The sequence below is a fragment of the Acinetobacter sp. CWB-G5 genome, from assembly GCF_019209785.1.
Taxonomy (GTDB): Bacteria; Pseudomonadota; Gammaproteobacteria; order Pseudomonadales; family Moraxellaceae; genus Acinetobacter; species Acinetobacter johnsonii.
The window spans coordinates 198,534-222,146 of record NZ_JAHUTF010000001.1 but is presented as its reverse complement, the minus strand read 5'-3'; the positions used below and the strand labels follow the sequence as shown (position 1 = coordinate 222,146).

The window sequence follows — 23,613 nt, the reverse complement described above, 5'->3', positions numbered from 1 at the left end:
TTAAATCTCCGCTAAAATTCGGTCTGCAATGGAGTTTCCCGTTTTAGGTGGAGACTTTAGCTCGACCTTAGGCACTTCATCTGTATAGAACAACGGCGCACCCCAACTGGTACATTCGACATACCATTGTTTACCAATTTTTTTACCACTGAGCCAACCACGTTTTATATGGCTGACCAGTGTGTCACGGCATGGGCGGGATTCTTCGTCTTGCCAATAGCGTTCAGCAAATACGCTGAGCTTGAGGCGTTGGATATTAGCAGCCATTTGGAGTTTCCTCCGTTTCTATATTAATAAGATATTTACGAATAGATTCTAGAATTTGCCTTAACCACTTTTTTTCACGTGGGCTTTGAGTTCTTGAGAAGCTATTAACTAGATAACTAATGTTGGCATGCTTTGAAAGGAATAGTTCTACACGTTCTTCCCAATGACCACCCCAATAAGCAGTCCAAGCATGATCCCAACAGCGAAGAGTAACTTGTGATTTATGTTCACCATACCAAACAATGAAAAGATCAATTGGATCAACGCCATCTTGTGCTGGAACATGATGAATGCGAACTTCTTTAACTTCCATGCCTTTACCCTCCAACTGCCATTAAAATTGCAGTAATGACCAACCAGCATATGAAAGCGAGGCCAAGGAACAGGGCAAAGTCACGTATGTTCGCCCAAATGATAGAGCGAAGTGCAGGGCGTAGTTCGGCTGTAGTCGGGTGTTGAAAAAGGATATTCGTCGTTTGACTAGATATAGGCTTATGTTTCATACTCATCTCGCTTAAGTGCAAAGCCCTGATCCCGTCGAAAGTGTCAGGGCTTTTCAATTGTTGTAAGATTAATATTACCTAAAAGGTAATTTAATGCAAGATTTATTATCTTTGATTTATCTTTTTGGTGTTTTGTAAGTTGTCGAAAGAAATATTTTTATTAATAAAATTTTTTGTTGATTTAATATATAAAAAACAATACCTTATTATGGTTTTTAAAAAGGGAATCATATGTTTCCGAAATCAATTGTAATGCGATATAAAAAAGATATTTTGTTATTAGGCATTCTTATTTTTTTGCCTATTTACTTAGCCTATAGTGGACTCACTTTAAATATATTTAATTTTTCCATTATTTTTTCTCTATCAATTACATTGGTTTGTTATTACATAATTTTTTTTAAATATAACAAGATAATATATATTAAATTATTAGCTTTAATTTCTTCTATTCCATTGTATTTTATATATTTATTGTTTTTCTATTCTTTTGTATTTAATAAAAATTACACTTGGGTAGATTTGAATATTATTAATTTTAAGAAACCACTAATTTCTTGGGTGGAGAGCGAATTAAATGATTTACATAAAGAAAAAAATCGAAAGTTAGCAGATATACAAGAAGAGTCAGGAACACCTTTAATTGCTGAAAACTCAGAAAGTGAAATAGAATTCACAGAAAATTATGAAGATGAATATGAGTATCGAAATGAAGAAGAAGTTCAAGCCTATGAAGAATATGATTCATATGGTGATTATGAGTCAGAAAATCAATCTGGATACCATGTTGTAGACGGTTATACTAGAAGTGACGGAGTCGAAGTTGATAGCTATGTTAGAGGAGATCCTGATGGCGTTGAAGAAAATAATATTGAGTATATGCGCGATCATGGTGACCAAGATGGGCTAGAACAAGCTTATGCATCATTGTTTGATTAGTTTAGAGAGAGTATTTCCTGATTTTTCGAGTTTAGTCTATTCCGATACTGACACCAATATCACTTGCTAATGAATCAAGTTCTTCAAGCGGTAATGGCCAGTCTTTTAATAATGTATTCTTATTTTTTTTAAGCATCCAATATATAAATATGACAATACTCTGTCTATAAATAGAGTTTTTCGTATATTTTTCTTTAATTATTAATGATATATAGGGGTTTTTCTTAATGAATTTTTGAATGTCATCTATTAAGCTGTCATTAATATATGCTTCAAAAGCATCCCAAATTGACAAGGAAGATTTTTGATTATTTGGCTGTAAGTCTGTTAATGTTAAATATAGAGAATCTAACTGTTCAACTATTTTTAATTCCGTTAATGGACCGCTGTTTAATTGCTCCGTTACTTTACAAAAAAATTCATCTGTCGTTTCAATAAGAGCCATGCTCTTTGCGACGGTTCGATGTACTAGAGGCTCCGCTATTTTTTTGGACTTATAGATAGCATCATGTGTTAGCTCTGCATGTGCATGTTGTAGCAAAGTTCTGATTTGAACTTCACAAGGTGTCGAAGGGTGAATTTCGACTCCATCATATGTAAATACTTCTTTAGGACGTAAAATAAAGTGAACAGACTGATAAGTAAAGATAAGAGGGTCTTTTGCTTGTTCAGCTTTGAAATCCTTAGATAAATCAAAGTTCCAAAATGTATATTCTTGAATGATTTCTGAAATAAGATCAATATGAGAAGTTAGTAGTACTACAAAACGAATTCCTACTTTGTCCTCAATTTCTGCATATGGATCTACATATGGTTTATTGCGCCTAAAAGCTTTATCCAATAGAGAGTTTTCTTCTTTTAAGCGCGATTTAATAGGAATTTTTATAAAAGAATCTAAATCTTCTATTCCATGATCTTGAAGCTTATTCTTAATCGTATGGACGATGAAATTTCCCCATGCTTGATGCATAGGTTTTTCCAGATTCCATTTCTCTAAGAATATAAGCTCATTCATTCTTTAGGATTAATCCTATCTTTCACAATAATTTGTGTCCATTGCTGTGGAAGCCCTGTAGCTTCTTCTTTACCTTCATATGGACTAATTATAACATCACTTTTGAATATCTCTGGGGAGGCACTAATTTTAACGCTGTTATTAAATACAACCTTACGTGTTTGGAGTTTTGATTTGATGTATTCGATGTCTTTTGTAAAGGCGGTGGTAGGCAATCCCTTTTCTTCAAGAAATTCCATAAAACCATCTTGGATCTTGGGGTCATTAAAATAACTCAAAGCAAAGGTACTGGCATCTACACTTGCGGATTTATCAACTTTAAGATAAGTGGTTAGTGCATTAATCAAGTCTGTCTGCTCTTCGACCTCAAAATTTAAACTGGTAATGAATTCTTTAGTAGCTTCATAAAATTGTTTTGTCGTTCTTGCACTTGTTTGAGGGTATCCACATCCTGCAAAATCTGAAAAGAAATATTGTGCGGCTGCTTTACCATCAGATTGACTAATTTGGTTATCTGAAATCATTACCACCCATTTATTATTTAAATCATCACATGGTAATGTGTAGTTAGCTTTCTCAAAAAAAGCTATAGTTTTATACAGCTTAGAGGAAGGTGTTAATAGTAATTCTTCAATGAAGTCTAGTGAAATTTTCTTAGTTTTTTCATCAATTAATTTAGCATATCCATTATAAATTTCAGCTTTGATAACACCTAAAAACTTCTTGGCTGGAAATCCTTGTTTACCTGTGAAAACTACTACAATTCCACCAGTAATGTTTCTTGTTCTTTGAGCATCGGATAGTTTCTTTGCAATATCAAAAGAAGAAACTGCAAAAATATCATCTTCTTGATCAATCATTACATCAACCAAAGACGGTAAATCATTTTTGTCTTTCTTTACAATTTCCATTTCAACGGCTTTAGATCCTTCACCCAAAGCATCAGTAACTCTTTTGATAAATGAAGCAAGAGCTTTTTCTTCAAAGTCTGTGAATTCGTGACTTTGAGTTGGGGGAATAGGTTTACCTTCTTTATCTTTTTGATGAATCTGATGGATTATGATTCGATCAACAGATAAGTTTAATAGTTGCATTAAAATACTCCCTCAATATATAAAAATTATAAATAAATGAATGGTTATAGTTGGTTGTAGATTAACTTATTAGTAATGGAATACTTCGTTAGGTATTATTTATGCTTAAACATCTCTATACAGCCCAACAACTTTTCCAACCAATTTGCAGCCTTCGCGAAGATCCATGATCTTTCCAAGCCACTTTGGGTTTAGGGGTTCTAAATACATACCATTGCTTTCAACAATCAATTTCTTGAAAGTGGCTTCTGTTTCTCCATCGCAAGCAACGATAACTAAATCACCTGTTTTTAAATCACTTATTTGAAAATCAGGGTTCACATATATTTTGTCGCCAGGGCGGAAATCTGGGAGCATGGACTCACCAGATACTTCTAACCCGTAGCCATGTTTTCCACATTTAGGGTTTGGTGGTAACCACTCATCAAACTGTGTACCCGCAGGCACAGCCTCAACAGTAGTCCAAGCACCTGCCTGAACCCATGAAATGACAGGAACAAATTCACCTTTCATTGGAATTGGTTCAGAGACATTACCGTCAGTTATATTTGTTTGCTCATCATGGGGTATGTCTAACCAACCATGTGGTTTATCGAATGCCAATTCAATTTCACGAGCAACTTTATTGCCAATCCCTTTAATAGGATTCGTACCAGCAAATTGGCTAGCTTGAGATTGTCCTTTCCCAATTTTGTCAGCAAAACTGGACACGCCACCAACTTGATCAACAAGTAAGCGAGTGTTTTTGTATCTAATTGATTTGCTGTCCATATATTCCCTAAATTTTTTTGTGACATGTCACATTTGTCAATTGTAGTTTCATCACCAAAAAGGTAAACAAGAAAAAAGATTGTATTTGCATTACCTAAAAGGTAATATTTAGATTAATACGAGAGGATTAATCTATGAATTTCCGCGATTTCATACTGCAGCAAAGCCCAGAAGAATTAGAAAAATATGCAAAAGATGCAGGAACAACAGTTGGTTATATAAAAACTCATTTATTTTATGGGTATAAAGAACCTCGTAAGAATCTTCGCAAAGCCTTGTCTGAAGCGAGTAAGGGGAAAGTTTCGGAAGCGGAAGTGCATCAACATTTTGGTTTATATCCTGCATTGGTAGATAACAACCTAAATGGTAATAAAGCTCCCATCTAATAAACACGTTCAAAGGAAGCCGTTATGAACATATTAGATGCTGCTTATCACACGGTGCACGACTACAAAGGTGGAGCAAATGCACTCGCACCCCGTATGGGCATCAAAAGTCCCGCCGTGCTCAATAGCAAAGTCAATCCAAATACAGACACCCATCACTTGACGCTAGTTGAAGCATCCAAGCTGATGGCGCTAACCAACGACTACCGAATACTGCAAAGCCTCAATGCCCAACATGGCAAAGTCGCAATCAACCTGCCAGACATACCCGAATGCAGAGATACAGCACTCACAGACTTAGTGCTGAGCTTTGGGATGAAAGGCGGAAACGTCTACACGCTGTTTAAAGAAATGATGGCAGACGGACGCATCACACGCGGGGAAGCCATAGACATGTCTAAGGTCATTCACCGACTACACGAAATACTGGCCGAACTGGATGCACAGATACACCAGTGCGTAGACGACAAATAGAGGTAACCCATATGAGTTTAGATGCAACGATTTGGGCTTGGAGAGCGGAAGTAGATAGTTCTACACAACGCCTCATATTACTTTCACTGGCAGACCGCGCAGGGGAAGACCACAAATGCTACCCAAGCATTATGCGAATGGTCAAAGACACTAAGATGAACCGCAAAACCATCATCAAAGTTTTAGACGACCTAGAGAAAAAAGCCCTGATTAAATATACAGGGAAGATCGTTGGCAACGGCGTAAAAGTCTACCAACTGCTGGGTGTGGTCGGTCGGGAAGATCATCCAACCAGTACCAAAAAAGGGACTAGTGGTAAAAACGGTACTAGTTCCAATTTAGGTACAGGTTCCAATATTGGTACTAGTACCGAAAACGGAACAAGTACCAGTCCCAAAAACGGTACCGAGACCAGTACCGAAATTGGGACACAGAATCTCCCAAGGAATCTTCCAATAGAATCTAAAAATAAAAAAGACTGGCTTTGCTCAAAAAAACTTCGTGAAGAAATTACTTTGGCCGATGACAGTATCGAACCCGAAACCCTCATGACAGCGAAATGGGTGGAACGAGAAAAACGCGCCTTTGAGATTTACAACCAAGACAAAACCATTTGCGATGAACTTCTGAATTTCTACTTTGCCGATTGGCTGCTGCATGCATACCGAACAAAGTACTCCAAAGAAACCAAAACGGGATACGGCAAAACACCTGCAGCACAACCGAAGCAGCTTACTGAAAAACAGATCTCGACGTTTGCACAAAAACTTGCACATCACCCAGAGTTTGCGAGCAAGCAAAGCGCACCGGGTGATTCATACGAACAACTGGCATCACGCATTGCCATCAAACTCATGAACCCAGCCCAAGCGAAGAAATGGGAACCATACCTCAAGCAAGTGGGCTTCACTGGCAGTTTGCAGGGGGCAGCATGATTCCACACGGCGCAACACACATCGAAACCGATGGAACATTTTGGAAATGCATCAACGGACGTTGGTATTACTGGAAAGAACGTTTTGGATGGTGCGGATATATCGGTGGGGTAAACGCAATATTCATGAACAACAAAAACGAATTGGGGATGATGTACGCATGAAAATCATGATTGGAATTGATACAGGGGTGAAGACAGGTTTTGCCGTTGCAGCAGACCGTGGCAAGGGTGGAAAGCTAGAACAGGTCGAGAGTCTATCAATCACTCAAGCCATGAGCAAAGTGAAAGACTCAGTACAAACATGGGGTGCTCAAAACGTTTGTTTGTATATTGAAGATGCTCGACAACGAACTTGGTTCACTGGTGGCCGTGAAAAGGCACAGGGCGTTGGATCGGTCAAACGTGATGCCCAAATATGGGAAGACTGGTGTAAGGAACAAGGCTATCTGTACAAGATGATCCATCCCGCAGCCAATGCCACTAAAAAGAAAGCCACTGACTTTTTCCGTATGACAGGTTGGAAAGGCCGTACAAATGAACATGCACGCGATGCGGCCATGTTGGTGTTTCAACGAATTGCGAAGTTTTGAGGGAAATAGGATGAATGCAGTGACAGAAGTTAAGCCAACAATTCGTATGATGCAGAATGAACTTGAGCAGTGGGGGAAATGGGCGAGGAATTCACACTACAATCCGAGTGAGTTGAGTTATCAATCGCCGTCACTGGGGTTGATGCATTTAAAACAGGGGCAAAAGAGTGCAGGTGTGAAAGTGGTGTTGGATGATGATACATTAATTGCGATAGATCATCTGGTGACACAGTTGAAGTTTTCACGGCCTGATTTGTTTCAGTGGATTGAGTTTCACTATTTGAAGGGGATTCCAGTGTCTGTTTTGGCGAGTCAAACCAAGATTGCGCGCTATAAAATTGATGGGTATTTATTGGCGGCAGAAAGTTGGTTAGAGTGTCGGTTGGAAAGTATTCTAGAAAGATGAGGGAAAAGTGGGTATTCAGAAAAATATTGGTAATAGCTGTGTTTTATGGAGATATATGGATTTATCTAAGCTATTGGCCATTTTAGTGGATGAATCTATAGCTTTCCCAAGAATTGATAAGTTTGATGATCTCTATGAGGGGTATGCAAATAATTACTTGGAACTAGCCAAAAAAAGTTATATGAACAATCCATTTATGAAGAAGCATTCAGATGGGCATGTAGAAACTGGATTGATAAGAAATTTAATTAAGATTCTCAATGTTAATTCGTATGTAAGTTGTTGGCATATGAATGATTATGAGTCTGCGGCAATGTGGAAATTATATTGCAAATCTTCAGACTCAATGGTTATTAAGACAACAGTTGGAAAGCTTAAACTTGCGCTTACGCAACATATCAATGAACTAGATTATGGGGGAGTAATCTATGACTTTGAATATAAAGATGTTAGTAAATTAGATCATATAAATTTATCAGATCCTTTATTCACGAAACGGAACTCTTTTGAGCATGAAAAAGAGTTCAGAGTAATATTTCGGAACTACGAGTCTTTTAAGACAATGCGTTCAAGAATGGAAACGGATTATATGAAGTACATGAATTCAATGGATCATGGATATTTGTCAGATGATGTAATTAAAAGTCTTGAATCTGGATTGTATTATGATAGTGAGAATGGTAGAGAGTTAGGCGGAAATTTAATTATTGATGGTAAAAGTCAACTTGATCCTGTAGTTAATTTAAGCATCGATCCGTCATTACTTATTGAAGAAATAATTATTTCCCCTGATTCACCAGATTGGTTTGTTAATACAGTCAAATCAACCATAGACATGTTAGGTTATGATTTCCTTATTAGAAAATCGGATTTAAATACATTAAATTGACTTGTATACAGTAACATGGCATATTTATGTTATAAGTGACCGAAGTGTAGTGAATACGCTTGGTTGATTTAAAAGCTCATCATCTGATGGGCTTTTTTAATGCCTGAATACACAAAATGCAAGGTTACGGACTGAAAATAAAAGGCTTTTAATCATTGTTGCTGATGCGATACAAAAGATAGAGTAAGCTAATGATATAGCTGAAGAATATCAGAATATGTTTGGTGATTTATTTGAAATTATAAAGAACCAATATGATTCAGAATTTACGGTTGAATATATTCTAAAGATATTAATTTAACTATTGGTATGCTTAGAAATAAACAATGTGGGATTTTAAATTTTGTATTAATCTAAACTTACATAGTGTTACCAATAGTTACAAGACAATTCACATAAATCCGACTAGAATGCTCGGTATTAGCTTCTCCATGAATAGTTAATATCAGTTTTCTGCCTGCACCTTCCCCAAGGTGCAGGTTTTTTTTCCCTAAATATTCGATGCACATGGATATTAACTGAGAGTGATATTGAATGTTTCAATTATTGAAATGCTTATTCGGACTACATGGCGTAGTGGAAATTCATCATTGTAAAGATGGTGAGTTAGAGGTTTGCCGAAATTGCCTTAAAGTAAAAGATATTAAGTAAATAGATGAATGTCTTATGACAAATGAAACCCCGCTCAATATGTATTATTGGCGGGTTTTTTTAATGCTGTAAATAAGATTTATTATCATTCAGTGTGTCAATAGTTCAAAAACTGTCTTATAATTTCAGCGCTTTATAATTATTAAAAGTGAAACTATGAAATTAGATAATTACATCCAACATATTGTTGGTTCATTCTTGTGTATTGTTATATTGGTGGCATCTATTCGATTTACTCTTTGGGAGTACACACCAGAACCATATTATCTTGTGGGTGCAATTTTTGGCATTCTAGTGATGTTTCTTGGATTTGTAGGGATAGGATATTTAAATGCTAAGCATGCCCCAGATAATAAGTTTAAACAAAGTAGTTATGTGCATCTAACTTTGGTTCTTTCTATGTTTGTAACGGATTTACTGTTTGGAGAATCTGAAGCCTATATCGTAATTATTCGAAATGCATGCTATCTGATAGCTTTGCAAATTGGCGCTTATGTTTTTGTAAAAAGACAATCTAGAAACTTACACTTTTTGAAATGAAGTACTTCGACAGCCATTAATTTGGATTTTATGACCACCTTCGGGTGGTTTTTTAATGTCATGTAAATCAAGTTAGCAACGTCGACATAAACTAAAGGCAACGTATGAGCAGTCAAAAGAACCCATCATCAAAGCAATTGCTCACCTTACTCACTGAGGTAGTAAAGCAGAACAATCAGTTGATCAGTCAGCTGCAAGTACAAACGAACCTGAATAACGAATTGTTGTTAATGCTAGAGGAGCAGGAAGAGTCAGACAGTCCTAGATATATGGATGATTAACCATGCCAAAGCTACAACGATTGCAGAGCAGGTTAGATGCCCTCACACCTAAGCAACCTAAACCACCAAAGAATTGGGGATCAGGCCGTGGTGGTAGACCATGGCGCAGACTCAAAGCAAAGATCCATCTACGGGATAACTGGACATGCCAGCACTGTCGCCGTGTTACTACACAATTAGAACTGGACCATATTGTTAACGTTGCACAGGGTGGCACCGATGATGAATCGAACCTGCAATCGTTGTGCCCGCCGTGTCATAAAGACAAAACCATAAAAGAGAGCAGACTGTGAATGAAAGTGTAGGGGGGAGGTCATCACTTCCATACCTTTTTGCCTCGGACACCACCCCCCATCGCACGTATAAAAAAATTTTCATTTTCAGAAAAATGTTAAAGGAGGGCATATGGCTTTAACAGCAAAAAAGAAGGCATTTGCCCAAGCTAAGTTTGACGGTGCAAATAACAAAGAAGCCGCTATTTTCGCGGGTTGTAGCCCTGAAACAGCCTCACAAGCTGGCTCTAGAATGGCGAAAGATTCTGATGTGATTGCTCAGCTTGAGCGACTTAAAAATGTTAAAGATGTTAACAGTGATGTTAAACCCAATCCAAAGCCAATAGTCACAAAAAATGATATCGACAATGTTAGCAGTCAATCGGATCCGCTTAAATTTTTAGAAGAAATCTGGACAGATCCAGTTGAAGACATGAAATTAAGAATGGATGCGGCAAAAGCAGCTCTACCTTATTTCCATGGAAAAGTGGCAGATAAAGGCAAAAAACAATCTCAAGAAGAGCAAGCACATGCTGCAGCAAAAGGCACTGGTAGGTTTGCTACTCGGGCTGCACGTAAAGCAAATTATAGTTAGGTAATAAAATGACAGAGCTCAGTTGGAGTACCAGTTGCCCCGATTGGGAAGAAAAGATCGTCAAAGGAAAATCATTAATTCCTTGTGAGCCTTTATTCCCTCATGAGGCTGAAATGGCTTTAGAGGTATTCAAAAGTTTAATTGTAACGGATGTGATTGGCCAACCAACCATGGGTGAAATCACTCGTCCATGGGTTTTTGAGTTCGTTGCTTCGATTTTTGGTGCATATAGTGAAGATGACAGTCGGCGGTTAATACGTGAGTTTTTCCTTTTGATTCCAAAGAAAAACTCAAAATCTACGCTTGCTGCATTCATTATGCTAACTGCATTAATTATGAATGATCGTGGTTCAGCTGAGCTCATTATTTTGGCTCCAACCAAAGAAGTAGCGGATAACTCCTTCAATCCTATTCGTGATGCGATTAAGGCAGATGATGAGTTAAGTGAATTACTAAATATTTCAGAGCATACTAAGACAATTACCCATCGATCTACGAACGCCACCCTGAAGGTGGTTGCAGCAGAGTCGAATACAGTAGGTGGTAAAAAAGCGTCATGGATTTTAATTGATGAGCTTCACTTATTTCAAAAGAATGCTGGTGCTGCGAGTATGTTTCGTGAGGCTACAGGTGGCTTAGCTTCACGACCTGAAGGTTGTGTAATTTACCTGACAACACAAGCAAATGAACAACCATGTGGTGTATTCAAGCAGAAACTAGATTACGCACGAGATGTTCGGGATGGCATAAAGGAAAACAACAAGTTTTTACCTTTGATTTATGAGTTTCCAAAACAGTGGATTGAGGATGGGGAGCATCTTAAAAAAAAGAATTTTCATATTCCTAATCCAAACTATGGAACTTCTGTAGATCCCGTACAGCTTGAAGATGACTTTGATCAATCTCGCGATGGAGAGGAAACAGACTTCCGAGATTTTCTAGCCAAACGCTTAAATGTAGAAATTGGCATAAATTTACGGGCAAACCGTTGGGCGGGTGCTGAGTATTGGTTAGAGCAGTCTAAAGAAATCAAGCTTGAACAATTAATAGAGCAATCAGAAGTTATTACTTTAGGTATTGATGGTGGTGGACTTGATGATTTGTTGGGCTTTTCGGCTCTTGGCCGTTTGAAAGCAGATCCGCGTATTTGGTGGCTTTGGAATCATGCATGGGCAAATAAAGTTGCCTTAGAACGCCGAAAAGAAAACATTCCTAAATACCAAGACTTTGAGGATGAGGGAAGTTTAACAATTGTTGAAAAAGTGGGTGAAGATATTGATGACTTAGCCTTAATTGCAAAGCAGGTTTATGACAGCGGTAAGCTCAACAAAATTGGGCTGGATCCGTTAGGGCTCGGTGGTCTTTTAGATGGTCTTCTTGATGTTGGAATCCCACAAGAAAGTATGTTCGCAGTTCCTCAAGGTCATAAGTTAATGGGTTACATCATGACAACCGAGCGGAAACTTGCAGAAGGCAATCTTTACCATGCTGGGCAAGACCTGATGACTTGGTGCGCTGGAAATGCTCGGGTCGTGATGGTCGGCAATGGTATGCGGATTACAAAGCAAGATTCGGGAATTGGGAAAATTGATCCGTTAATTGCCACTTTTAACGCCGTGGCATTGATGAGTTTGAATCCTGAACCTACAAATAAAGATTACGAAATACATTTCATATAACCGCCTTAATTGGCGGTTTTTACATTTTGGAGGGGCTATGTCTGCTCTACATAAGTCATTCGGCTCTTTTGAGATTAAAAGCGTCGATGAGGAAAAGCGAACATTTACTGGTACAGCAAGCACACCGAATCAAGATCGATCGAAAGACATCATGGTGCCAAAGGGTGCGAAGTTCAAATTACCTATGCCATTGCTATTTCATCACGATATGCGAAGCCCGATTGGTCATGTAACCAGCGCGAAAGTAACAAACAAGGGTATTGAAGTAGAAATCCATATTCCTGAAATCAAGGAGGGAGGGAAGCTGAAAGATCGCGTAGATGAAGCATACCAATCTCTGAAGTACGACCTTGTAAAAGGATTATCTGTTGGCTTTCTGCCGAACTGGGATACCGCCGAGATGATTAAAGGCGGCGGTATTAAGTTTGAAGATTGGGAATGGTATGAGCTTTCACTTGTCACGATTCCAGATAACCGTGATAGCGGAACAGATTTTAAAAAAGCATTTGAGGAGCACAAAGCCGCGTTGGGCAAAAAACCTCAGACCGTTACAGATGGCGTTTCATCTGAGCAAAAACACGTTGTTGTCAAATTAAATAGCCCAACAAAGGGTGGAGTGAAATTGGTATGAACAAATATTTAAAACAGTTGCTTGATGCTTTAGCTGCAAAAAATTTAGAGCTTCAAGGGTATATTACCAAGTCATTAGATGGTGGCTCTACACCAGATGATGAAACTGAAGCAGCAATTCAAACCGTTGAAGCAGAAATTGCAGCGATCGAAAAGAATATTGAACGTGTAAAAAAACAAATCGAAGCAGCAAGACATGCAAAAGAAACAGGAACACCGGTTGCTGGTGATAATGAAGCGGAAGCAGAAGCATCTGCTAAAGGTGATCCTGAACCAGATAAAAAGAAAACAGTGGTCACAACTGAATCTAATTTGCCAAAGGGTATTGGTTTTACTCAATTTGTTCGTGCAAAAATGTTGGCATGCCATGTTCAAAAGCAAGGTAGTCCATTGACGGTAGTGGATGCAGCTAAGCAACTTGGTTATGGACAAGACACTGTTCAATACATTGAAAAAGCTGTACTTGGAACTACGACTGATGCTGGCTTTGCAGCACCATTAGTTCAGCAAGATACATATAAAGGTGATTTTTTAGAGTTGCTTCGTAACGCAACCATTTTTGACAAGTTGCAAGGTTATCGAGCGGTTCCCTTTAATATTAAAATTAATGGTCAGGCTACTGGTGGGACAGCTTCATGGGTTGGTGAAGGAGCTAAAAAACCTTTAACTAATCCAACGTTTGATAGCGTGGAAATTAAGGAGCATAAGCTTGCGGCTATTACGGTGTATACCCAAGAGTTGCTGCGTCGTTCTGATCCAGCAGTTGATCAGTTAGTATTAAATGATTTGATTGCAGCATCTAAAACGCTTATTGATGAAACATTCCTTGGCACCCAAGCACAAACAGATATTATTCCAGCAGGTATCCTTAATGGTGTTGCTGCAGTTCCAGCAACTGGTGAAACCGCAGAAGCAATTGAAGCCGACTTATTGAAGTTGATTGAAAAGTTTGTTGAGGCGAATTTAAGTACAGATGGTGCATACTTCTTAATGAGCGAAACACGTGCAATGCGTATCGCCTTGCTTCGTGATGCATTAGGCAACACCTACTTTAATGGGATGAGCTTTGCTGGTGGTGCGCGCTCTCTTCTTGGTATTCCTGTTATCACATCCCAAGCAGTTATTGAACGTATTGAGCTGGTGAAAATGAGCGAAATTTTAGTTGCTCAGGATGGTGGTGTGGATGTCGCCTACAGTGACCAAGCAACTCTTATTGATGGTGCGACAACACATAACTTATGGCAAGAAAACAAATTTGCTATTCGTGTAGAAAAGTTCATCACTTGGGCTAAACGTCGTGCAATTGCAGCGGCATACATTCAATACACCTAATAGTTTTGAAAATTTGAAAAAACAGCTCCTTTATTGGGGCTGTTTTTATATCTAAGCATCAAAGTTGTTTAGCTATGAGAACAGTCTATGAAAATTAAATATTTAAGAAAGGCACCGCAAGGAATGCCTGGTGATGTTGCTGAAGTTCCGAATCTACAAGCCCATATCTTAATTAAGTTGAAGTTTGCAGAGCCTTTAGATGGCGAACCTTCGATTGAGTTCTTGAAGAACTTAAATGGAACCCTAGTTGTTGATGATTTTGGCAGTTTGGTTGAGTTGCCTCTGACGGCTGAGCGCCTATTAGAAAATGCTCAACAAGCGGTTCAAGAAGAAGAGCCAGTCAAAGCCAAACGAAAACGTGTAAGTAAAGCAAAATAAGGCGGTAAATAATGGGCATTTTTGGCAATTTATTTAAGAAAAAATCGCTTCAAGGTGTTCATTCAGGCGGTGGATGGCACTCGATGTTTGTCCATGAGCCTTATTCGGGCGCATGGCAAAAAAATGATGAATTAACCCGTGAGGATGTTACTGCTCATCATGCTGTATTTGCTTGTGTATCCCTGATTTCTCAAGATATTGGCAAAATGCCGATTCAATTGAAGCGCCGTGAAAAAGGTGTTTTGGTTAGTGCAGATATACCAAGCAAATTCCGTGTTTTAAAAAAGCCTAACCGGTTTCAAATTTGGCAGCAATTTAGCGAACACTGGACAACATCATTATTGCTACGTGGCAATACCTATGTGCTGAAGCGCAGAGATATTTTTGGTGAAGTGACAGAGCTTGTTGTACTGAATCCTGATCTTTGTATACCGTTGATTGATGACAACGGGAATGTCTTTTACCAATTGGGCTATGACAGACTTACACAGACAGATTCGGTAGTAATACCAGCATCCGAAATCATTCATGACCGTATTAACTGTTTTTATCATCCACTTGTGGGACTAACCCCAATCATGGCGTGCTCATTGGCTGCGGGACAGGGTATTGAGATTCAGAAAAACTCTCGTAACCTTTTTCGAAATAACAGTCGTCCTTCAGGTGTTTTGACTACACCAGGATCTATCACTAATGAGAAGGCTGCGGAACTTCGTAAGCAGTGGAATGCAAATTATTCAGGTGCAAATCTTGGGGGTACTGCAGTACTTGGTGATGGGGTGACTTTCCAAACCATTACAGTAAGTGCGGCAGATTCTCAACTCATTGAGCAGTTAAAAATGACAGCTGAGATTATTTGCTCAGTTTTCCACGTGCCATTGTTTAAGGTTGGTTTAGGTCCTACACCCACAGGTAAAATTTCAGACCAAAATGAAATTTACTATTCAGACTGTTTACAAAGCCCGATAGAAGCACGTGAAAACTTACTTGATGACGGATTAGGTCTTAAAGACGTTGGTTTGGAAGCATTTCTAGATATTAATGTGCTTATCCGTATGGATTCAACATCACAAATGGCACGCTTAAAAGAAGGTGTGGGTGCTGCAATCCTAACGCCTAATGAGGCACGTGTGGAGGTTGGGTTATTGCCGATTGTTGGTGGTGATACGGTTTACATGCAACAGCAAAACTTTTCACTGGAAGCACTTTCGAAGCGTGATCAGCGGGAGGATCCTTTTAATACAAGTTCAACCTCTAAGACTGACCAGAAACCACCTGATTTACCTGAAAATAGCAGTGAGAAGTCGCTGTATAAGGGGGTCTTTAAGTCTGAGAAGCGATATGAAAAAGGCTGTTTTGTTACTCATAAAGGATCTTTGTGGCACTGTGAAAAAGGTCATTCAGGTGAGTTTGACCATGAAAACTTCAAGCTAGCTCAGAAAAAATGGGGAGAAACATGAGTATCGTTGATTTAGAGGAAGTAAAACACCACTTACGGTACGACGATGACAGTAATGACATCTCCTTAAATGGATACATTGCTGCAGCTGAGTCTGTCATTAAGAATTACATCACAGACACTTTCGAAGCTGATTATCCCGCTGCTATTAAACAGGCTGCTTTACTGTTAATTGGCTATTGGGACCAATTCCGAAATGCTGAGGGTGAGGCACCTGTAAATGGTAACTTCCTACCTATGCCAGTGCAGTCTTTACTTTATCCATATCGTAATCCGACAGTTATATAGGTGATGTATGGGACAACGAGCAAGTGAACTCTGCCACCGCATCCGCATTGAAAAGTTAACTTCACCGCGTGATGACGATGGCAACATCCAAGATCCTTTATGGACCACACATGTAAATCTTTGGGCGAAGGTCTCATGGCTTTCAGTCAAAGACACGTTGGTTGCTCAGGCCAATAATTCTGAAATTGTCGCACGTTGCAAAATTCGTAAGCGATCCGATATCGATACAACCATGCGTGTTGTATACGATGGAAAAATTTATAGCATCACGGGTGAGCCATTGCCTGATGCTGAAAATGGTAAAGTCTACTGCACTTTGATGCTCAGTCATGGTGTAGAGAAATAAGGAAGCGCTTATGTCTGTCGAATTTAAGATTGAGGGTATGGATGAACTTTCAAAAAAACTCCAAACTTTGACAGATGGCAAAGCTGTTAACCGCCGTGCTCGCTCCGCTGCACGTAAAGCTATGCAACTAGTGCTCTTTGCTGCCAAGGTTGGAGCTTCACGTATTGATGATCCTGATACGCGGGAAAGCATTCAAGAAAATCTTGTGATTCGTAATGGTAAAAGTCGAGATATAAATACTGTCCGAATGAAAGTTGGTGTGCTTGGTGGCGCAAAAAACTATGCCAACACTAAGGACAATGTTCGTAAGGGGCGCGCAGGTAAGCAATACACCACTGACGGAAGTAGTAAGAACCCAGGTGGAGATACTTTTTACTGGCGCTTTATTGAGTTTGGTACATCATCATCACCACCAGTTCCATTTTTAAGACCAGCATTAGCTCAAAACGTTAATGTAGTAACAGCTGAATTTAACAAGGCGTTTATGAAGTCGATTGAATCCGCAATCCAAAAGGGAAAAATCGAATGAAGCAATTACCTATCTACCGAATCTTGAATGCTGATGCTCAAGTATTTGGAATGTTGGGTGAACACATTTATGAAGATGTGGCACCTGAAAAGACACCTACGCCGTATTTGGTTTGGTCTGACTTATCGGGCACCCCAAATACCTCACTGGATAACATCACTAATCAAGATAATGTTTTGTATCAGGTGATGGTCTATAGCCCAAACCAAAAGACAGCTTCAGATATTCGAACAGCTGTATGTAATGTGCTTCAAGAACACAGCATGATCGAACAACGTATCGGATACTATGAGACAAATACAAAGCTCTTTGCTCGTGGGTTCTCAGGTAGTTGGTGGCTTGATCGTTAATACACAGTGTAATTTTTACTGAGCACCTTTAGAGGTGTTTTTTTATGCCTAAAATTTGAGGAGAAGTAACTCATGGCAACAAAAAAAGGTGTTTTATCTAATGGGACCGCCGTATGGATTGTCCACGGTGCTGTGCCCACATTAACAAAGATGGGTTGTATTAAAGCATTGGCATTAGGAGACGACAGTGCAGCTGAAATTAATACAACATGCTTAGAAGAAACAAGCACTGCGACTACAGAATATGGGCTGGTTACTCCTGGCGAAGGTTCAGTGCAAATCGATACTGACCCTAAAAATCAATCGCATATGACATTACTGCAACTTGCAGCGAATAAAGAAAAAGTTGAAGTGTATGTTGGCTGGTCTGATGGAATTGCAGAACCAACATTAACAGGCAGCGATATTGAGCTGCCAGAAACACGTACATGGTCTAGCTTTGAAGCTATTTTACGGAAAGGTTCTCCAGTGTTTGCACTAGATGCTATGGTAAATCACACCATTCCAATGAAACGCCAATCAGAAGTGATTGATCAGTTTAAGGTGAATCCATAATGGCTAAACTAACCTTAAATGCTGCAAAGGTTGCTGTTGGAACTGGTGCTTTCACCGAAAAGACAATTAAGTTTCGTGATTCGAAAGGGGCAGAATTTGAAGGTGAAATTCTTGTAAAGCGCCTGTCGCATGATGAAACAATTACTGCTGTTGATGCATGGGATTTGGATGATCGAAAGACAGCTACAATAGATCAAATTACCAAGGCCATTATTTTTAAAGCAATTTACACTTCGGCAGATGAGCCATTTTTCCCAACGGTTCAAAACACAGGTGAAGTTTCATCTGAAATTGTGGATGTGATGTATCGCGTAGCCGATGAGGTTAATGATTTTTCGGGAAAGGAGTGGATCTGGAAGAAGAAGAGTTCTGGTGTGAACTCGTCCTCAACGGAATTGGTGGAAGGACCATTGAAAAAGCAAAAAAAGCGATCAGTCCGCGCGAGTTTGCAATCTGGAAAGCGTACAGAGAAAAAAGAGGATCACTCTTCATAGGGCGAAGAATTGAGCAGGGCTTCGGTAATTTAATGGCCCATCACACAATGTTTAAAGTGAAAGATCCTGAATCAGTCTCTGCTCTGACCTATATGCCACATGAAGATGCTCCCGTGACAACTTTTGAAGAAGAACGTTTGAAAGCGATTAAGAGAAAATCTGGTTAGATACATTCAGTACGTTTCAAACTATTAGTTAATTATAGCCACCTATGCAGAGGAGGCTTTTTTTATGCCTTGAGGTTTTATATGAGTGCCAAGCTTGGAACATTAACGCTAGATCTAGTCACCAAAATTGGCAACTTTGTAGGACCAATTAAGGAAAGTGAAAAACAAGTCAAGACTAGCTTTGCCAGTATGCAAAAGGACGTGCTTGCGTATGGAGCTATAGCAGTATCTGGTGCGACGGCAGCAGGTGCTGCCGTATTTGCTATGGCCAAAACCTATGCAGATGCAGCGCAAGAGCTAAAAACATTTGCAGCTATTTCTAATGCGACAACGCAAGAATTTCAGGCAATGTCTGCTGCGGCTCAATCGGTAGATATTAATCCAGATAAATTGGCAGACCAATTAAAAGACTTTAATGAAAAGCTCGGAGAGTTTATTACCATCGGTTCGGGTGGTGCCGTTGACTTCTTTGAACAAATCGCTATTCAAACGGAAGGTAGTGCTGAGGGTGCGCGAAAACTTGCACTTGAGATGCAGAACTTATCAGGCCCACAAGCACTGCAGCTTTATGTCGATAAGCTTGAGGAGGCAGGCGTTTCACAACAGCAAATGTCTTTCTATCTGGAATCCATGGCTTCAGATACCACTAACCTGATTCCATTACTTAAAAATGGTGGGGAAGGGTTTAAGTTCTGGGCAGATGCTGCGGAGCGTTATGGCTTAATCATGGATGAATCTGCGATCCAAAAAGCGTCTGAATTTAAAGTTCAGTTAAAGCTTTTAGATATGCAGGTACAAGGGGCAAAAAATCAGTTCATCCAAGGGTTGATGCCAGCACTTGTATCTGTTGGTGATGCTATGTCTGATGCGACAACTGAGACGGATTTAATGTCTGATGCAGGTGAGACTTTAGGAGGCGTCTTTAAGGGCGTGGCGGCAACAGGTATGGGGGTTTATGCAGTTATAAAGCTACTCTCTAATGCAATTGCGGGCCTTTCATTCGATGCACTTAATGCTAAAAAAAATGTGGATTTAGCTGCTGAAGGTGGTACTTGGGCGGATAAATTACCTGGTCTTAGGCTCGCAAAAACCTTAATCACTGGCGCAACAGTAGCAAGAGCTCCAAATAGTGGTATCTCTATGGCAGCAGCGGACAATGCTAAAGTTATGGGTGATATAGGCACTTCAATTACAACTTTATTCACCAATACTGTGAATGAAGCCACAGCTGCAATGGCGAAAAACCAAAGTGGCCAAGCTGGTGTGATTAAAGGTTCAGATGAGTGGATTAAAAAACAAAACCAAGCTGCTAATGCAACAAATGCTGCAACTAAGGCCTTAAAAGAACAGCAAGCACAGGCGCGAGATTCCATTGCATATGAGTATTTGGATGATTTCGCAAAGTTTGCCGAAGACTATAAACGTCAGGTGACGGAAATAGGTAAAGCAAACTTTGGTGCTGAAGAGGCTTCATATATTGCTAAAGCCAAAAGCCGTTATGAATTTGCTGAAGAAATGTACCTTCGTCAGATTACTGAGGAAATTAATACCTTTAAGTGGTCTGAAGAGGAAAAGCTTAAATATGCGTTTGAAACACAGCGCATTATGATTAGTGAATCGGGCAAATATAATAACGAACTTAAAGAGTTAAAGCTGAAAGCACTAGATGAACAACATGCGATTGAGTTAAGAAAGACTCAGTGGCATGCGTTTGAGATGCGCCAAACCTTAGAAGATTCAATCACAGGTCTTTCTGGTGGTGCTGATGATATTTTTGCGAAATCAACCATGACACCGCGAGAGTATTCTCAATGGGCTTTGGAAAGTGATCGTTCAAAAGCACAAGTTTCATTAAACAACCAACGTGTTGGTGTTGAACGAGACATTATGACGAGTGATGCTTACTCGACAGATGGTGAACGTTATGACGCTTTGCTGAAAGCACATCAAGAATACCGCGATGGGTTGTATGCAATTGATCTTCAGTATGATCAAAGTGTTAAAGATTTAGCTCAAAACCAATTTGAATCTCAAATGGGTATTTGGCAGGATTTACTGACAAGAACGGGTACGATCTTTAGCCAAGTTGCTGAAATGGTGAAAAACACAGCGGGTGAATCTAGTGCAGCTTATAAAGCAATGTTCTTGGTGAATCAGGGTATTTCCATTGCTCAAGCACTGATTAATACAGAAGTTGCTGCAACTAAAGCAATGGCTGAAGGTGGGTTTATCGCTGGTATTCCCATGTCTACAGCTATTCGTGCACTAGGGTATGCTTCAGTAGGTTTAATCGCAGGTCAAACGATTGCAGGTATGGCCCATGATGGTATTGATAACATTCCAAAAGAAGGTACATGGTTGTTAGATGGTGGTGAGCGTGTTTTGAATCCACAGCAAAACAAAGATTTGACTAACTATTTAGCAAGTCAGCCGCAGCAAAGCTCTTCATCTGGTACACAAGGACTTACCATCATTAATCAAATTGAACAGGATGATTTGGTAGGCAAGTATATGCAGGGTCCAGCTGGTCGTCAGATCGTCCTTAATCAAATTAAAGCAAACCCGTCAGAGTTTAAGCGTGCAATGGGAGTGTAAATGAAAATCCAAACTACACTTTTTGGTGAATTGGTTTTACTAGACCAGTGCACGCTTGTGGGATCGTCTGAAAGTCTAGGTTTTCAAACTTACGTCAACAGTTCACATAATGGCACTGAGAAACGAAAAGCTTTACGTGAAACCGCATCTCAAGTTTTGAATATTGATTATGTGATGGCTTGTCAGGCTTTGGCGCAGAACTTCAATATGTTGTGGGGTGGTTTACGTAAACTGTGGGCCATTCCTGTTGATGTAGAGTGTCAGCGAATTGGTAGCGTGGACGGTGATTTTATTGAATGTGTAACTTCAATTTATGATTTCCGAAACGATTCCCTGGCATTGCTTAAGCATAAAGATGGTCTAGCTGTCGTTGAAATCAAAGAGGTACTAGCCAATGGTTTTAAACTCTATGAACCGATCACCTTGCAGAGCTTCACAATACGCCCACTTCGAGTGGGCTTTATTTTGGGTGATGTATCGGCACCCATCAATGCAGTTTACGGCCAACCGAGCCTTCAGTTTCAGGTGATGGATGCACCGTATCTTCAAGCACCACTACCCGCACAGTTTCTTGGACATGACATTTACTTCAAGCATTTATTGCTGGAAGGTAATGCGTTAAATGTCACCGTACTTCAGCACCAGACTGTGGTGGATTTTGGTTTAGGGCCGATTGATCAGCATAGCAACTGGCTACATGCCCGTTACGGCAAACCGATGCGATCAGTGATGAAAGGTCAGCAAGCCTTGTTTGAATATCGACAGTTTCTATTTCGCCGACTGGGCCAATATCGCGCATTTTGGTTGCCAACATTTGAGCGCAATTTCTATGTCAAAAGTACAGGTGCGATTTCAACTGTGATTGACGTTGAGTTGAACCAGTACCAGGAATATGCCTCGAATCGAAAGCATATCGCCATTCAAGACAAGTCAGGCAATTGGACTGCACATAGCATTTCAAATGCAGTGCAAACCAGTAACACACTGAGACTCACCATTACACCGGCACTCAATAAAGCTGCTGTGGATATTCGAATGATTAGCTATTTAGGTCTTCATCGGCTCAATAACGATTCAGTGGATATTCAATATAAAGGTGCAGGCATCACTGAGTCTTCAGTCGCCATTTTGGAAATTGAGCCATGATGAAATTTTTTACTCGATTGCTCGGTAATGGGCAATCAACCATTGCCAAGCGAGAGCTCTATCTCTTCCAAACGGGCAATGTACAACGTGCCTATACCAATGGAGATGCCTTTATTGAGCATGCGGGTGTGGTGTATGAGCCGCATGTGATTAAACGTGGTTCGCATAAGTCTGGACGAGACTTAGAAAAACAAACCATGGAGATAGAGTTTTCATTGCTTTCGGCATTCGCCCAGAATCTTTCCCGTTCTGAACTCGAAGAAATCACCACGGTTCAAATGTTCAGTTATGAAGGGATTGAGTTTAGACAGTTTTGGTCGGGGCGCTTGACCAAAGTCAAACCGCATGATGAAGGCATTAAACTTCAATTTGAAACGGAATACACCAAGGTGGGGCGTAATGCGGTGACTCGAAAGATTCAAGCCACATGCCCTTATCGATTGTTCGATCAGGATTGTCGTTTGGCCAAGGCAAATTATGCGGTGAAGACCACTATTAAAAGCGTGGATAAACTGAACATGGAGCTACGCGGCCTAGAAGCCTATGCAGATAATTACTTTCTGATTGGCATGATTGAAGATCCAAGCGGGGTATTGATTACCATTGATACCAGCAAAGGCAATCACCTTGTTTTAAAACGTCGCTTTGATTCGTTTGCAAACATTGCACTTAGCGATGCTGAATACACGACATTGATGGATGATATTGCCTTAAAAACTCAAGCACTGGCAGATGCTCAAGCTGCATTGATGCTTAAACAAACGGCCTATGATCAAGCGCTTGAGACATTAAATAATGCGGTACCAGAAGATCCAAATTATCAGGACTTGGTTGATGCACTTGCTTTGGCTGAAACCGAAAAAAATGCAGCAGCTGATGCAATTTCGATTGCTGAAGCTGAACTTCGCTCCGCTGAAGAGGCGGTCCCTTATGTGACGCTTTATCCTGGGTGCTTAAAAACACCGGATGCATGTAAGGCCTATGCCAATCTGCCAAATTATGGCGGTTTTCCTTTTGTTCCGGGTGATAACCCGCTAGTCCGACAGGTGGTGTGA

At 39.8% G+C, this 23,613-nt stretch carries 32 protein-coding genes; 26 read left to right on the top strand and 6 right to left on the bottom strand.

Annotated features, from left to right (window positions below; all coding sequences use genetic code 11):
* Genes KVY11_RS01105 through KVY11_RS01095 form a run of 3 tightly spaced genes read right to left on the bottom strand, consistent with a single transcriptional unit; the run spans position 1 to position 770 of the window.
* Positions 1–267, bottom strand: a complete 267-nt coding sequence (locus KVY11_RS01105; protein WP_110974749.1) for a hypothetical protein — start codon at positions 265–267, stop codon at positions 1–3.
* Entirely contained in the window at positions 257–580 is a 324-nt protein-coding gene (locus tag KVY11_RS01100; RefSeq protein ID WP_218287789.1) for a hypothetical protein, read from the bottom strand. Before KVY11_RS01100 ends, KVY11_RS01105 begins: the two co-directional genes overlap by 11 nt.
* A 4-nt stretch (positions 581–584) precedes the next feature.
* On the bottom strand, positions 585–770 hold the full coding sequence (locus tag KVY11_RS01095; protein WP_218287787.1) for a hypothetical protein: 186 nt from the start codon (positions 768–770) through the stop codon (positions 585–587).
* A 231-nt stretch (positions 771–1,001) separates the two neighbouring features.
* On the opposite strand from KVY11_RS01095, the gene KVY11_RS01090 reads away from it, so the two are divergent.
* On the top strand, positions 1,002–1,709 hold the full coding sequence (locus KVY11_RS01090) for a hypothetical protein (RefSeq protein WP_218287786.1): 708 nt from the start codon (positions 1,002–1,004) through the stop codon (positions 1,707–1,709).
* 31 nt (positions 1,710–1,740) lie between these two features.
* Here the strand turns inward: KVY11_RS01090 and KVY11_RS01085 are convergent, their stop codons facing one another.
* The 3 genes from KVY11_RS01085 to KVY11_RS01075 form a co-directional block, all read right to left on the bottom strand.
* Complete coding sequence (locus KVY11_RS01085) at positions 1,741–2,724, bottom strand: GTP pyrophosphokinase family protein (protein ID WP_218287784.1); 984 nt, start codon at positions 2,722–2,724, stop codon at positions 1,741–1,743.
* A complete protein-coding gene (locus tag KVY11_RS01080; protein WP_218287782.1) occupies positions 2,721–3,818 on the bottom strand; it encodes a nucleoid-associated protein in 1,098 nt (365 codons plus the stop codon). Before KVY11_RS01080 ends, KVY11_RS01085 begins: the two co-directional genes overlap by 4 nt.
* 105 nt (positions 3,819–3,923) lie before the next feature.
* Complete coding sequence (locus KVY11_RS01075) at positions 3,924–4,589, bottom strand: LexA family transcriptional regulator (protein WP_218287780.1); 666 nt, start codon at positions 4,587–4,589, stop codon at positions 3,924–3,926.
* A 134-nt stretch (positions 4,590–4,723) separates the two neighbouring features.
* Here KVY11_RS01075 and KVY11_RS01070 point away from each other — a divergent pair, with 134 nt between their 5' ends.
* The 25 genes from KVY11_RS01070 to KVY11_RS00950 all read left to right on the top strand — a co-directional run bounded on the left by KVY11_RS01070 (position 4,724) and on the right by KVY11_RS00950 (position 23,613).
* Positions 4,724–4,975, top strand: coding sequence for a hypothetical protein (locus tag KVY11_RS01070; protein WP_218287778.1), 252 nt, complete (start codon positions 4,724–4,726; stop codon positions 4,973–4,975).
* Positions 4,976–4,999: 24 nt separating this feature from the next.
* Positions 5,000–5,449 carry a phage regulatory CII family protein gene (locus tag KVY11_RS01065; RefSeq protein WP_087011036.1) on the top strand — a complete coding sequence of 150 codons (450 nt, stop codon included), beginning with the start codon at positions 5,000–5,002 and terminating at the stop codon, positions 5,447–5,449.
* An 11-nt stretch (positions 5,450–5,460) separates the two neighbouring features.
* Positions 5,461–6,384 (top strand): helix-turn-helix domain-containing protein, encoded by a 924-nt coding sequence (locus KVY11_RS01060; RefSeq protein ID WP_218287777.1) that lies wholly within the window; start codon positions 5,461–5,463, stop codon positions 6,382–6,384.
* A gap of 160 nt (positions 6,385–6,544) precedes the next feature.
* Complete coding sequence (locus KVY11_RS01055) at positions 6,545–6,976, top strand: hypothetical protein (protein ID WP_218288198.1); 432 nt, start codon at positions 6,545–6,547, stop codon at positions 6,974–6,976.
* Positions 6,977–6,986: 10 nt separating this feature from the next.
* A complete protein-coding gene (locus KVY11_RS01050) occupies positions 6,987–7,382 on the top strand; it encodes an antiterminator Q family protein (protein WP_218287776.1) in 396 nt (131 codons plus the stop codon).
* Between the two features lie 7 nt (positions 7,383–7,389).
* Entirely contained in the window at positions 7,390–8,271 is an 882-nt protein-coding gene (locus KVY11_RS01045) for a DUF2971 domain-containing protein (RefSeq protein WP_218287774.1), read from the top strand.
* Between the two features lie 807 nt (positions 8,272–9,078).
* Positions 9,079–9,462 carry a hypothetical protein gene (locus tag KVY11_RS01040; protein WP_218287772.1) on the top strand — a complete coding sequence of 128 codons (384 nt, stop codon included), beginning with the start codon at positions 9,079–9,081 and terminating at the stop codon, positions 9,460–9,462.
* A gap of 104 nt (positions 9,463–9,566) precedes the next feature.
* Positions 9,567–9,743, top strand: coding sequence for a hypothetical protein (locus KVY11_RS01035; protein ID WP_218287771.1), 177 nt, complete (start codon positions 9,567–9,569; stop codon positions 9,741–9,743).
* A gap of 2 nt (positions 9,744–9,745) precedes the next feature.
* On the top strand, positions 9,746–10,036 hold the full coding sequence (locus tag KVY11_RS01030; protein ID WP_218287770.1) for an HNH endonuclease: 291 nt from the start codon (positions 9,746–9,748) through the stop codon (positions 10,034–10,036).
* A 112-nt stretch (positions 10,037–10,148) separates the two neighbouring features.
* Entirely contained in the window at positions 10,149–10,610 is a 462-nt protein-coding gene (locus KVY11_RS01025) for a terminase small subunit (RefSeq protein ID WP_218287769.1), read from the top strand.
* 8 nt (positions 10,611–10,618) lie between these two features.
* A complete protein-coding gene (locus KVY11_RS01020) occupies positions 10,619–12,289 on the top strand; it encodes a terminase large subunit (RefSeq protein ID WP_218287763.1) in 1,671 nt (556 codons plus the stop codon).
* 37 nt (positions 12,290–12,326) lie between these two features.
* The gene (locus tag KVY11_RS01015) at positions 12,327–12,920 is read left to right on the top strand and encodes an HK97 family phage prohead protease (protein ID WP_218287761.1); all 594 of its coding nucleotides are present in this window, start codon (positions 12,327–12,329) and stop codon (positions 12,918–12,920) included.
* Positions 12,917–14,251, top strand: a complete 1,335-nt coding sequence (locus KVY11_RS01010; protein ID WP_218287759.1) for a phage major capsid protein — start codon at positions 12,917–12,919, stop codon at positions 14,249–14,251. The genes KVY11_RS01015 and KVY11_RS01010 overlap by 4 nt, the downstream gene beginning before the upstream one ends.
* Before the next feature lie 87 nt (positions 14,252–14,338).
* On the top strand, positions 14,339–14,629 hold the full coding sequence (locus KVY11_RS01005) for a hypothetical protein (protein ID WP_218287757.1): 291 nt from the start codon (positions 14,339–14,341) through the stop codon (positions 14,627–14,629).
* An 11-nt stretch (positions 14,630–14,640) separates the two neighbouring features.
* Positions 14,641–16,089: a phage portal protein gene (locus KVY11_RS01000; RefSeq protein WP_218287755.1), complete on the top strand. Its 1,449-nt coding sequence runs from the start codon at positions 14,641–14,643 to the stop codon at positions 16,087–16,089.
* Entirely contained in the window at positions 16,086–16,376 is a 291-nt protein-coding gene (locus KVY11_RS00995) for a head-tail connector protein (protein WP_218287754.1), read from the top strand. Before KVY11_RS01000 ends, KVY11_RS00995 begins: the two co-directional genes overlap by 4 nt.
* A gap of 7 nt (positions 16,377–16,383) precedes the next feature.
* On the top strand, positions 16,384–16,722 hold the full coding sequence (locus KVY11_RS00990) for a phage head closure protein (protein WP_218287752.1): 339 nt from the start codon (positions 16,384–16,386) through the stop codon (positions 16,720–16,722).
* 10 nt (positions 16,723–16,732) lie between these two features.
* Positions 16,733–17,251 carry an HK97-gp10 family putative phage morphogenesis protein gene (locus KVY11_RS00985; protein WP_218287750.1) on the top strand — a complete coding sequence of 173 codons (519 nt, stop codon included), beginning with the start codon at positions 16,733–16,735 and terminating at the stop codon, positions 17,249–17,251.
* Positions 17,248–17,601, top strand: coding sequence for a DUF3168 domain-containing protein (locus tag KVY11_RS00980; RefSeq protein WP_218287749.1), 354 nt, complete (start codon positions 17,248–17,250; stop codon positions 17,599–17,601). The genes KVY11_RS00985 and KVY11_RS00980 overlap by 4 nt, the downstream gene beginning before the upstream one ends.
* Positions 17,602–17,673: 72 nt before the next feature.
* Positions 17,674–18,156, top strand: coding sequence for a phage tail tube protein (locus KVY11_RS00975; RefSeq protein ID WP_218287748.1), 483 nt, complete (start codon positions 17,674–17,676; stop codon positions 18,154–18,156).
* Complete coding sequence (locus KVY11_RS16685; RefSeq protein ID WP_218287747.1) at positions 18,156–18,650, top strand: phage tail assembly chaperone family protein, TAC; 495 nt, start codon at positions 18,156–18,158, stop codon at positions 18,648–18,650. Before KVY11_RS00975 ends, KVY11_RS16685 begins: the two co-directional genes overlap by 1 nt.
* Positions 18,651–18,682: 32 nt before the next feature.
* Entirely contained in the window at positions 18,683–18,817 is a 135-nt protein-coding gene (locus tag KVY11_RS16680; RefSeq protein WP_371315907.1) for a hypothetical protein, read from the top strand.
* 81 nt (positions 18,818–18,898) lie between these two features.
* Positions 18,899–21,412, top strand: coding sequence for a hypothetical protein (locus KVY11_RS00960; RefSeq protein WP_218287745.1), 2,514 nt, complete (start codon positions 18,899–18,901; stop codon positions 21,410–21,412).
* Positions 21,413–22,558 carry a hypothetical protein gene (locus tag KVY11_RS00955; protein WP_218287744.1) on the top strand — a complete coding sequence of 382 codons (1,146 nt, stop codon included), beginning with the start codon at positions 21,413–21,415 and terminating at the stop codon, positions 22,556–22,558.
* On the top strand, positions 22,555–23,613 hold the full coding sequence (locus KVY11_RS00950; protein WP_218287739.1) for a phage BR0599 family protein: 1,059 nt from the start codon (positions 22,555–22,557) through the stop codon (positions 23,611–23,613). The genes KVY11_RS00955 and KVY11_RS00950 overlap by 4 nt, the downstream gene beginning before the upstream one ends.

Coding starts and splice junctions, on each gene's coding strand:
- KVY11_RS01105 (WP_110974749.1), bottom strand. CDS start 267: ATGGCTGCTAATATCCAACGCCTCAAGCTCAGCGTATTTGCTGAACGC.
- KVY11_RS01100 (WP_218287789.1), bottom strand. CDS start 580: ATGGAAGTTAAAGAAGTTCGCATTCATCATGTTCCAGCACAAGATGGC.
- KVY11_RS01095 (WP_218287787.1), bottom strand. CDS start 770: ATGAAACATAAGCCTATATCTAGTCAAACGACGAATATCCTTTTTCAA.
- KVY11_RS01090 (WP_218287786.1), top strand. CDS start 1,002: ATGTTTCCGAAATCAATTGTAATGCGATATAAAAAAGATATTTTGTTA.
- KVY11_RS01085 (WP_218287784.1), bottom strand. CDS start 2,724: ATGAATGAGCTTATATTCTTAGAGAAATGGAATCTGGAAAAACCTATG.
- KVY11_RS01080 (WP_218287782.1), bottom strand. CDS start 3,818: ATGCAACTATTAAACTTATCTGTTGATCGAATCATAATCCATCAGATT.
- KVY11_RS01075 (WP_218287780.1), bottom strand. CDS start 4,589: ATGGACAGCAAATCAATTAGATACAAAAACACTCGCTTACTTGTTGAT.
- KVY11_RS01070 (WP_218287778.1), top strand. CDS start 4,724: ATGAATTTCCGCGATTTCATACTGCAGCAAAGCCCAGAAGAATTAGAA.
- KVY11_RS01065 (WP_087011036.1), top strand. CDS start 5,000: ATGAACATATTAGATGCTGCTTATCACACGGTGCACGACTACAAAGGT.
- KVY11_RS01060 (WP_218287777.1), top strand. CDS start 5,461: ATGAGTTTAGATGCAACGATTTGGGCTTGGAGAGCGGAAGTAGATAGT.
- KVY11_RS01055 (WP_218288198.1), top strand. CDS start 6,545: ATGAAAATCATGATTGGAATTGATACAGGGGTGAAGACAGGTTTTGCC.
- KVY11_RS01050 (WP_218287776.1), top strand. CDS start 6,987: ATGAATGCAGTGACAGAAGTTAAGCCAACAATTCGTATGATGCAGAAT.
- KVY11_RS01040 (WP_218287772.1), top strand. CDS start 9,079: ATGAAATTAGATAATTACATCCAACATATTGTTGGTTCATTCTTGTGT.
- KVY11_RS01035 (WP_218287771.1), top strand. CDS start 9,567: ATGAGCAGTCAAAAGAACCCATCATCAAAGCAATTGCTCACCTTACTC.
- KVY11_RS01030 (WP_218287770.1), top strand. CDS start 9,746: ATGCCAAAGCTACAACGATTGCAGAGCAGGTTAGATGCCCTCACACCT.
- KVY11_RS01025 (WP_218287769.1), top strand. CDS start 10,149: ATGGCTTTAACAGCAAAAAAGAAGGCATTTGCCCAAGCTAAGTTTGAC.
- KVY11_RS01020 (WP_218287763.1), top strand. CDS start 10,619: ATGACAGAGCTCAGTTGGAGTACCAGTTGCCCCGATTGGGAAGAAAAG.
- KVY11_RS01015 (WP_218287761.1), top strand. CDS start 12,327: ATGTCTGCTCTACATAAGTCATTCGGCTCTTTTGAGATTAAAAGCGTC.
- KVY11_RS01010 (WP_218287759.1), top strand. CDS start 12,917: ATGAACAAATATTTAAAACAGTTGCTTGATGCTTTAGCTGCAAAAAAT.
- KVY11_RS01005 (WP_218287757.1), top strand. CDS start 14,339: ATGAAAATTAAATATTTAAGAAAGGCACCGCAAGGAATGCCTGGTGAT.
- KVY11_RS01000 (WP_218287755.1), top strand. CDS start 14,641: ATGGGCATTTTTGGCAATTTATTTAAGAAAAAATCGCTTCAAGGTGTT.
- KVY11_RS00995 (WP_218287754.1), top strand. CDS start 16,086: ATGAGTATCGTTGATTTAGAGGAAGTAAAACACCACTTACGGTACGAC.
- KVY11_RS00990 (WP_218287752.1), top strand. CDS start 16,384: ATGGGACAACGAGCAAGTGAACTCTGCCACCGCATCCGCATTGAAAAG.
- KVY11_RS00985 (WP_218287750.1), top strand. CDS start 16,733: ATGTCTGTCGAATTTAAGATTGAGGGTATGGATGAACTTTCAAAAAAA.
- KVY11_RS00980 (WP_218287749.1), top strand. CDS start 17,248: ATGAAGCAATTACCTATCTACCGAATCTTGAATGCTGATGCTCAAGTA.
- KVY11_RS00975 (WP_218287748.1), top strand. CDS start 17,674: ATGGCAACAAAAAAAGGTGTTTTATCTAATGGGACCGCCGTATGGATT.
- KVY11_RS16685 (WP_218287747.1), top strand. CDS start 18,156: ATGGCTAAACTAACCTTAAATGCTGCAAAGGTTGCTGTTGGAACTGGT.
- KVY11_RS16680 (WP_371315907.1), top strand. CDS start 18,683: ATGGCCCATCACACAATGTTTAAAGTGAAAGATCCTGAATCAGTCTCT.
- KVY11_RS00960 (WP_218287745.1), top strand. CDS start 18,899: ATGAGTGCCAAGCTTGGAACATTAACGCTAGATCTAGTCACCAAAATT.
- KVY11_RS00955 (WP_218287744.1), top strand. CDS start 21,413: ATGAAAATCCAAACTACACTTTTTGGTGAATTGGTTTTACTAGACCAG.
- KVY11_RS00950 (WP_218287739.1), top strand. CDS start 22,555: ATGATGAAATTTTTTACTCGATTGCTCGGTAATGGGCAATCAACCATT.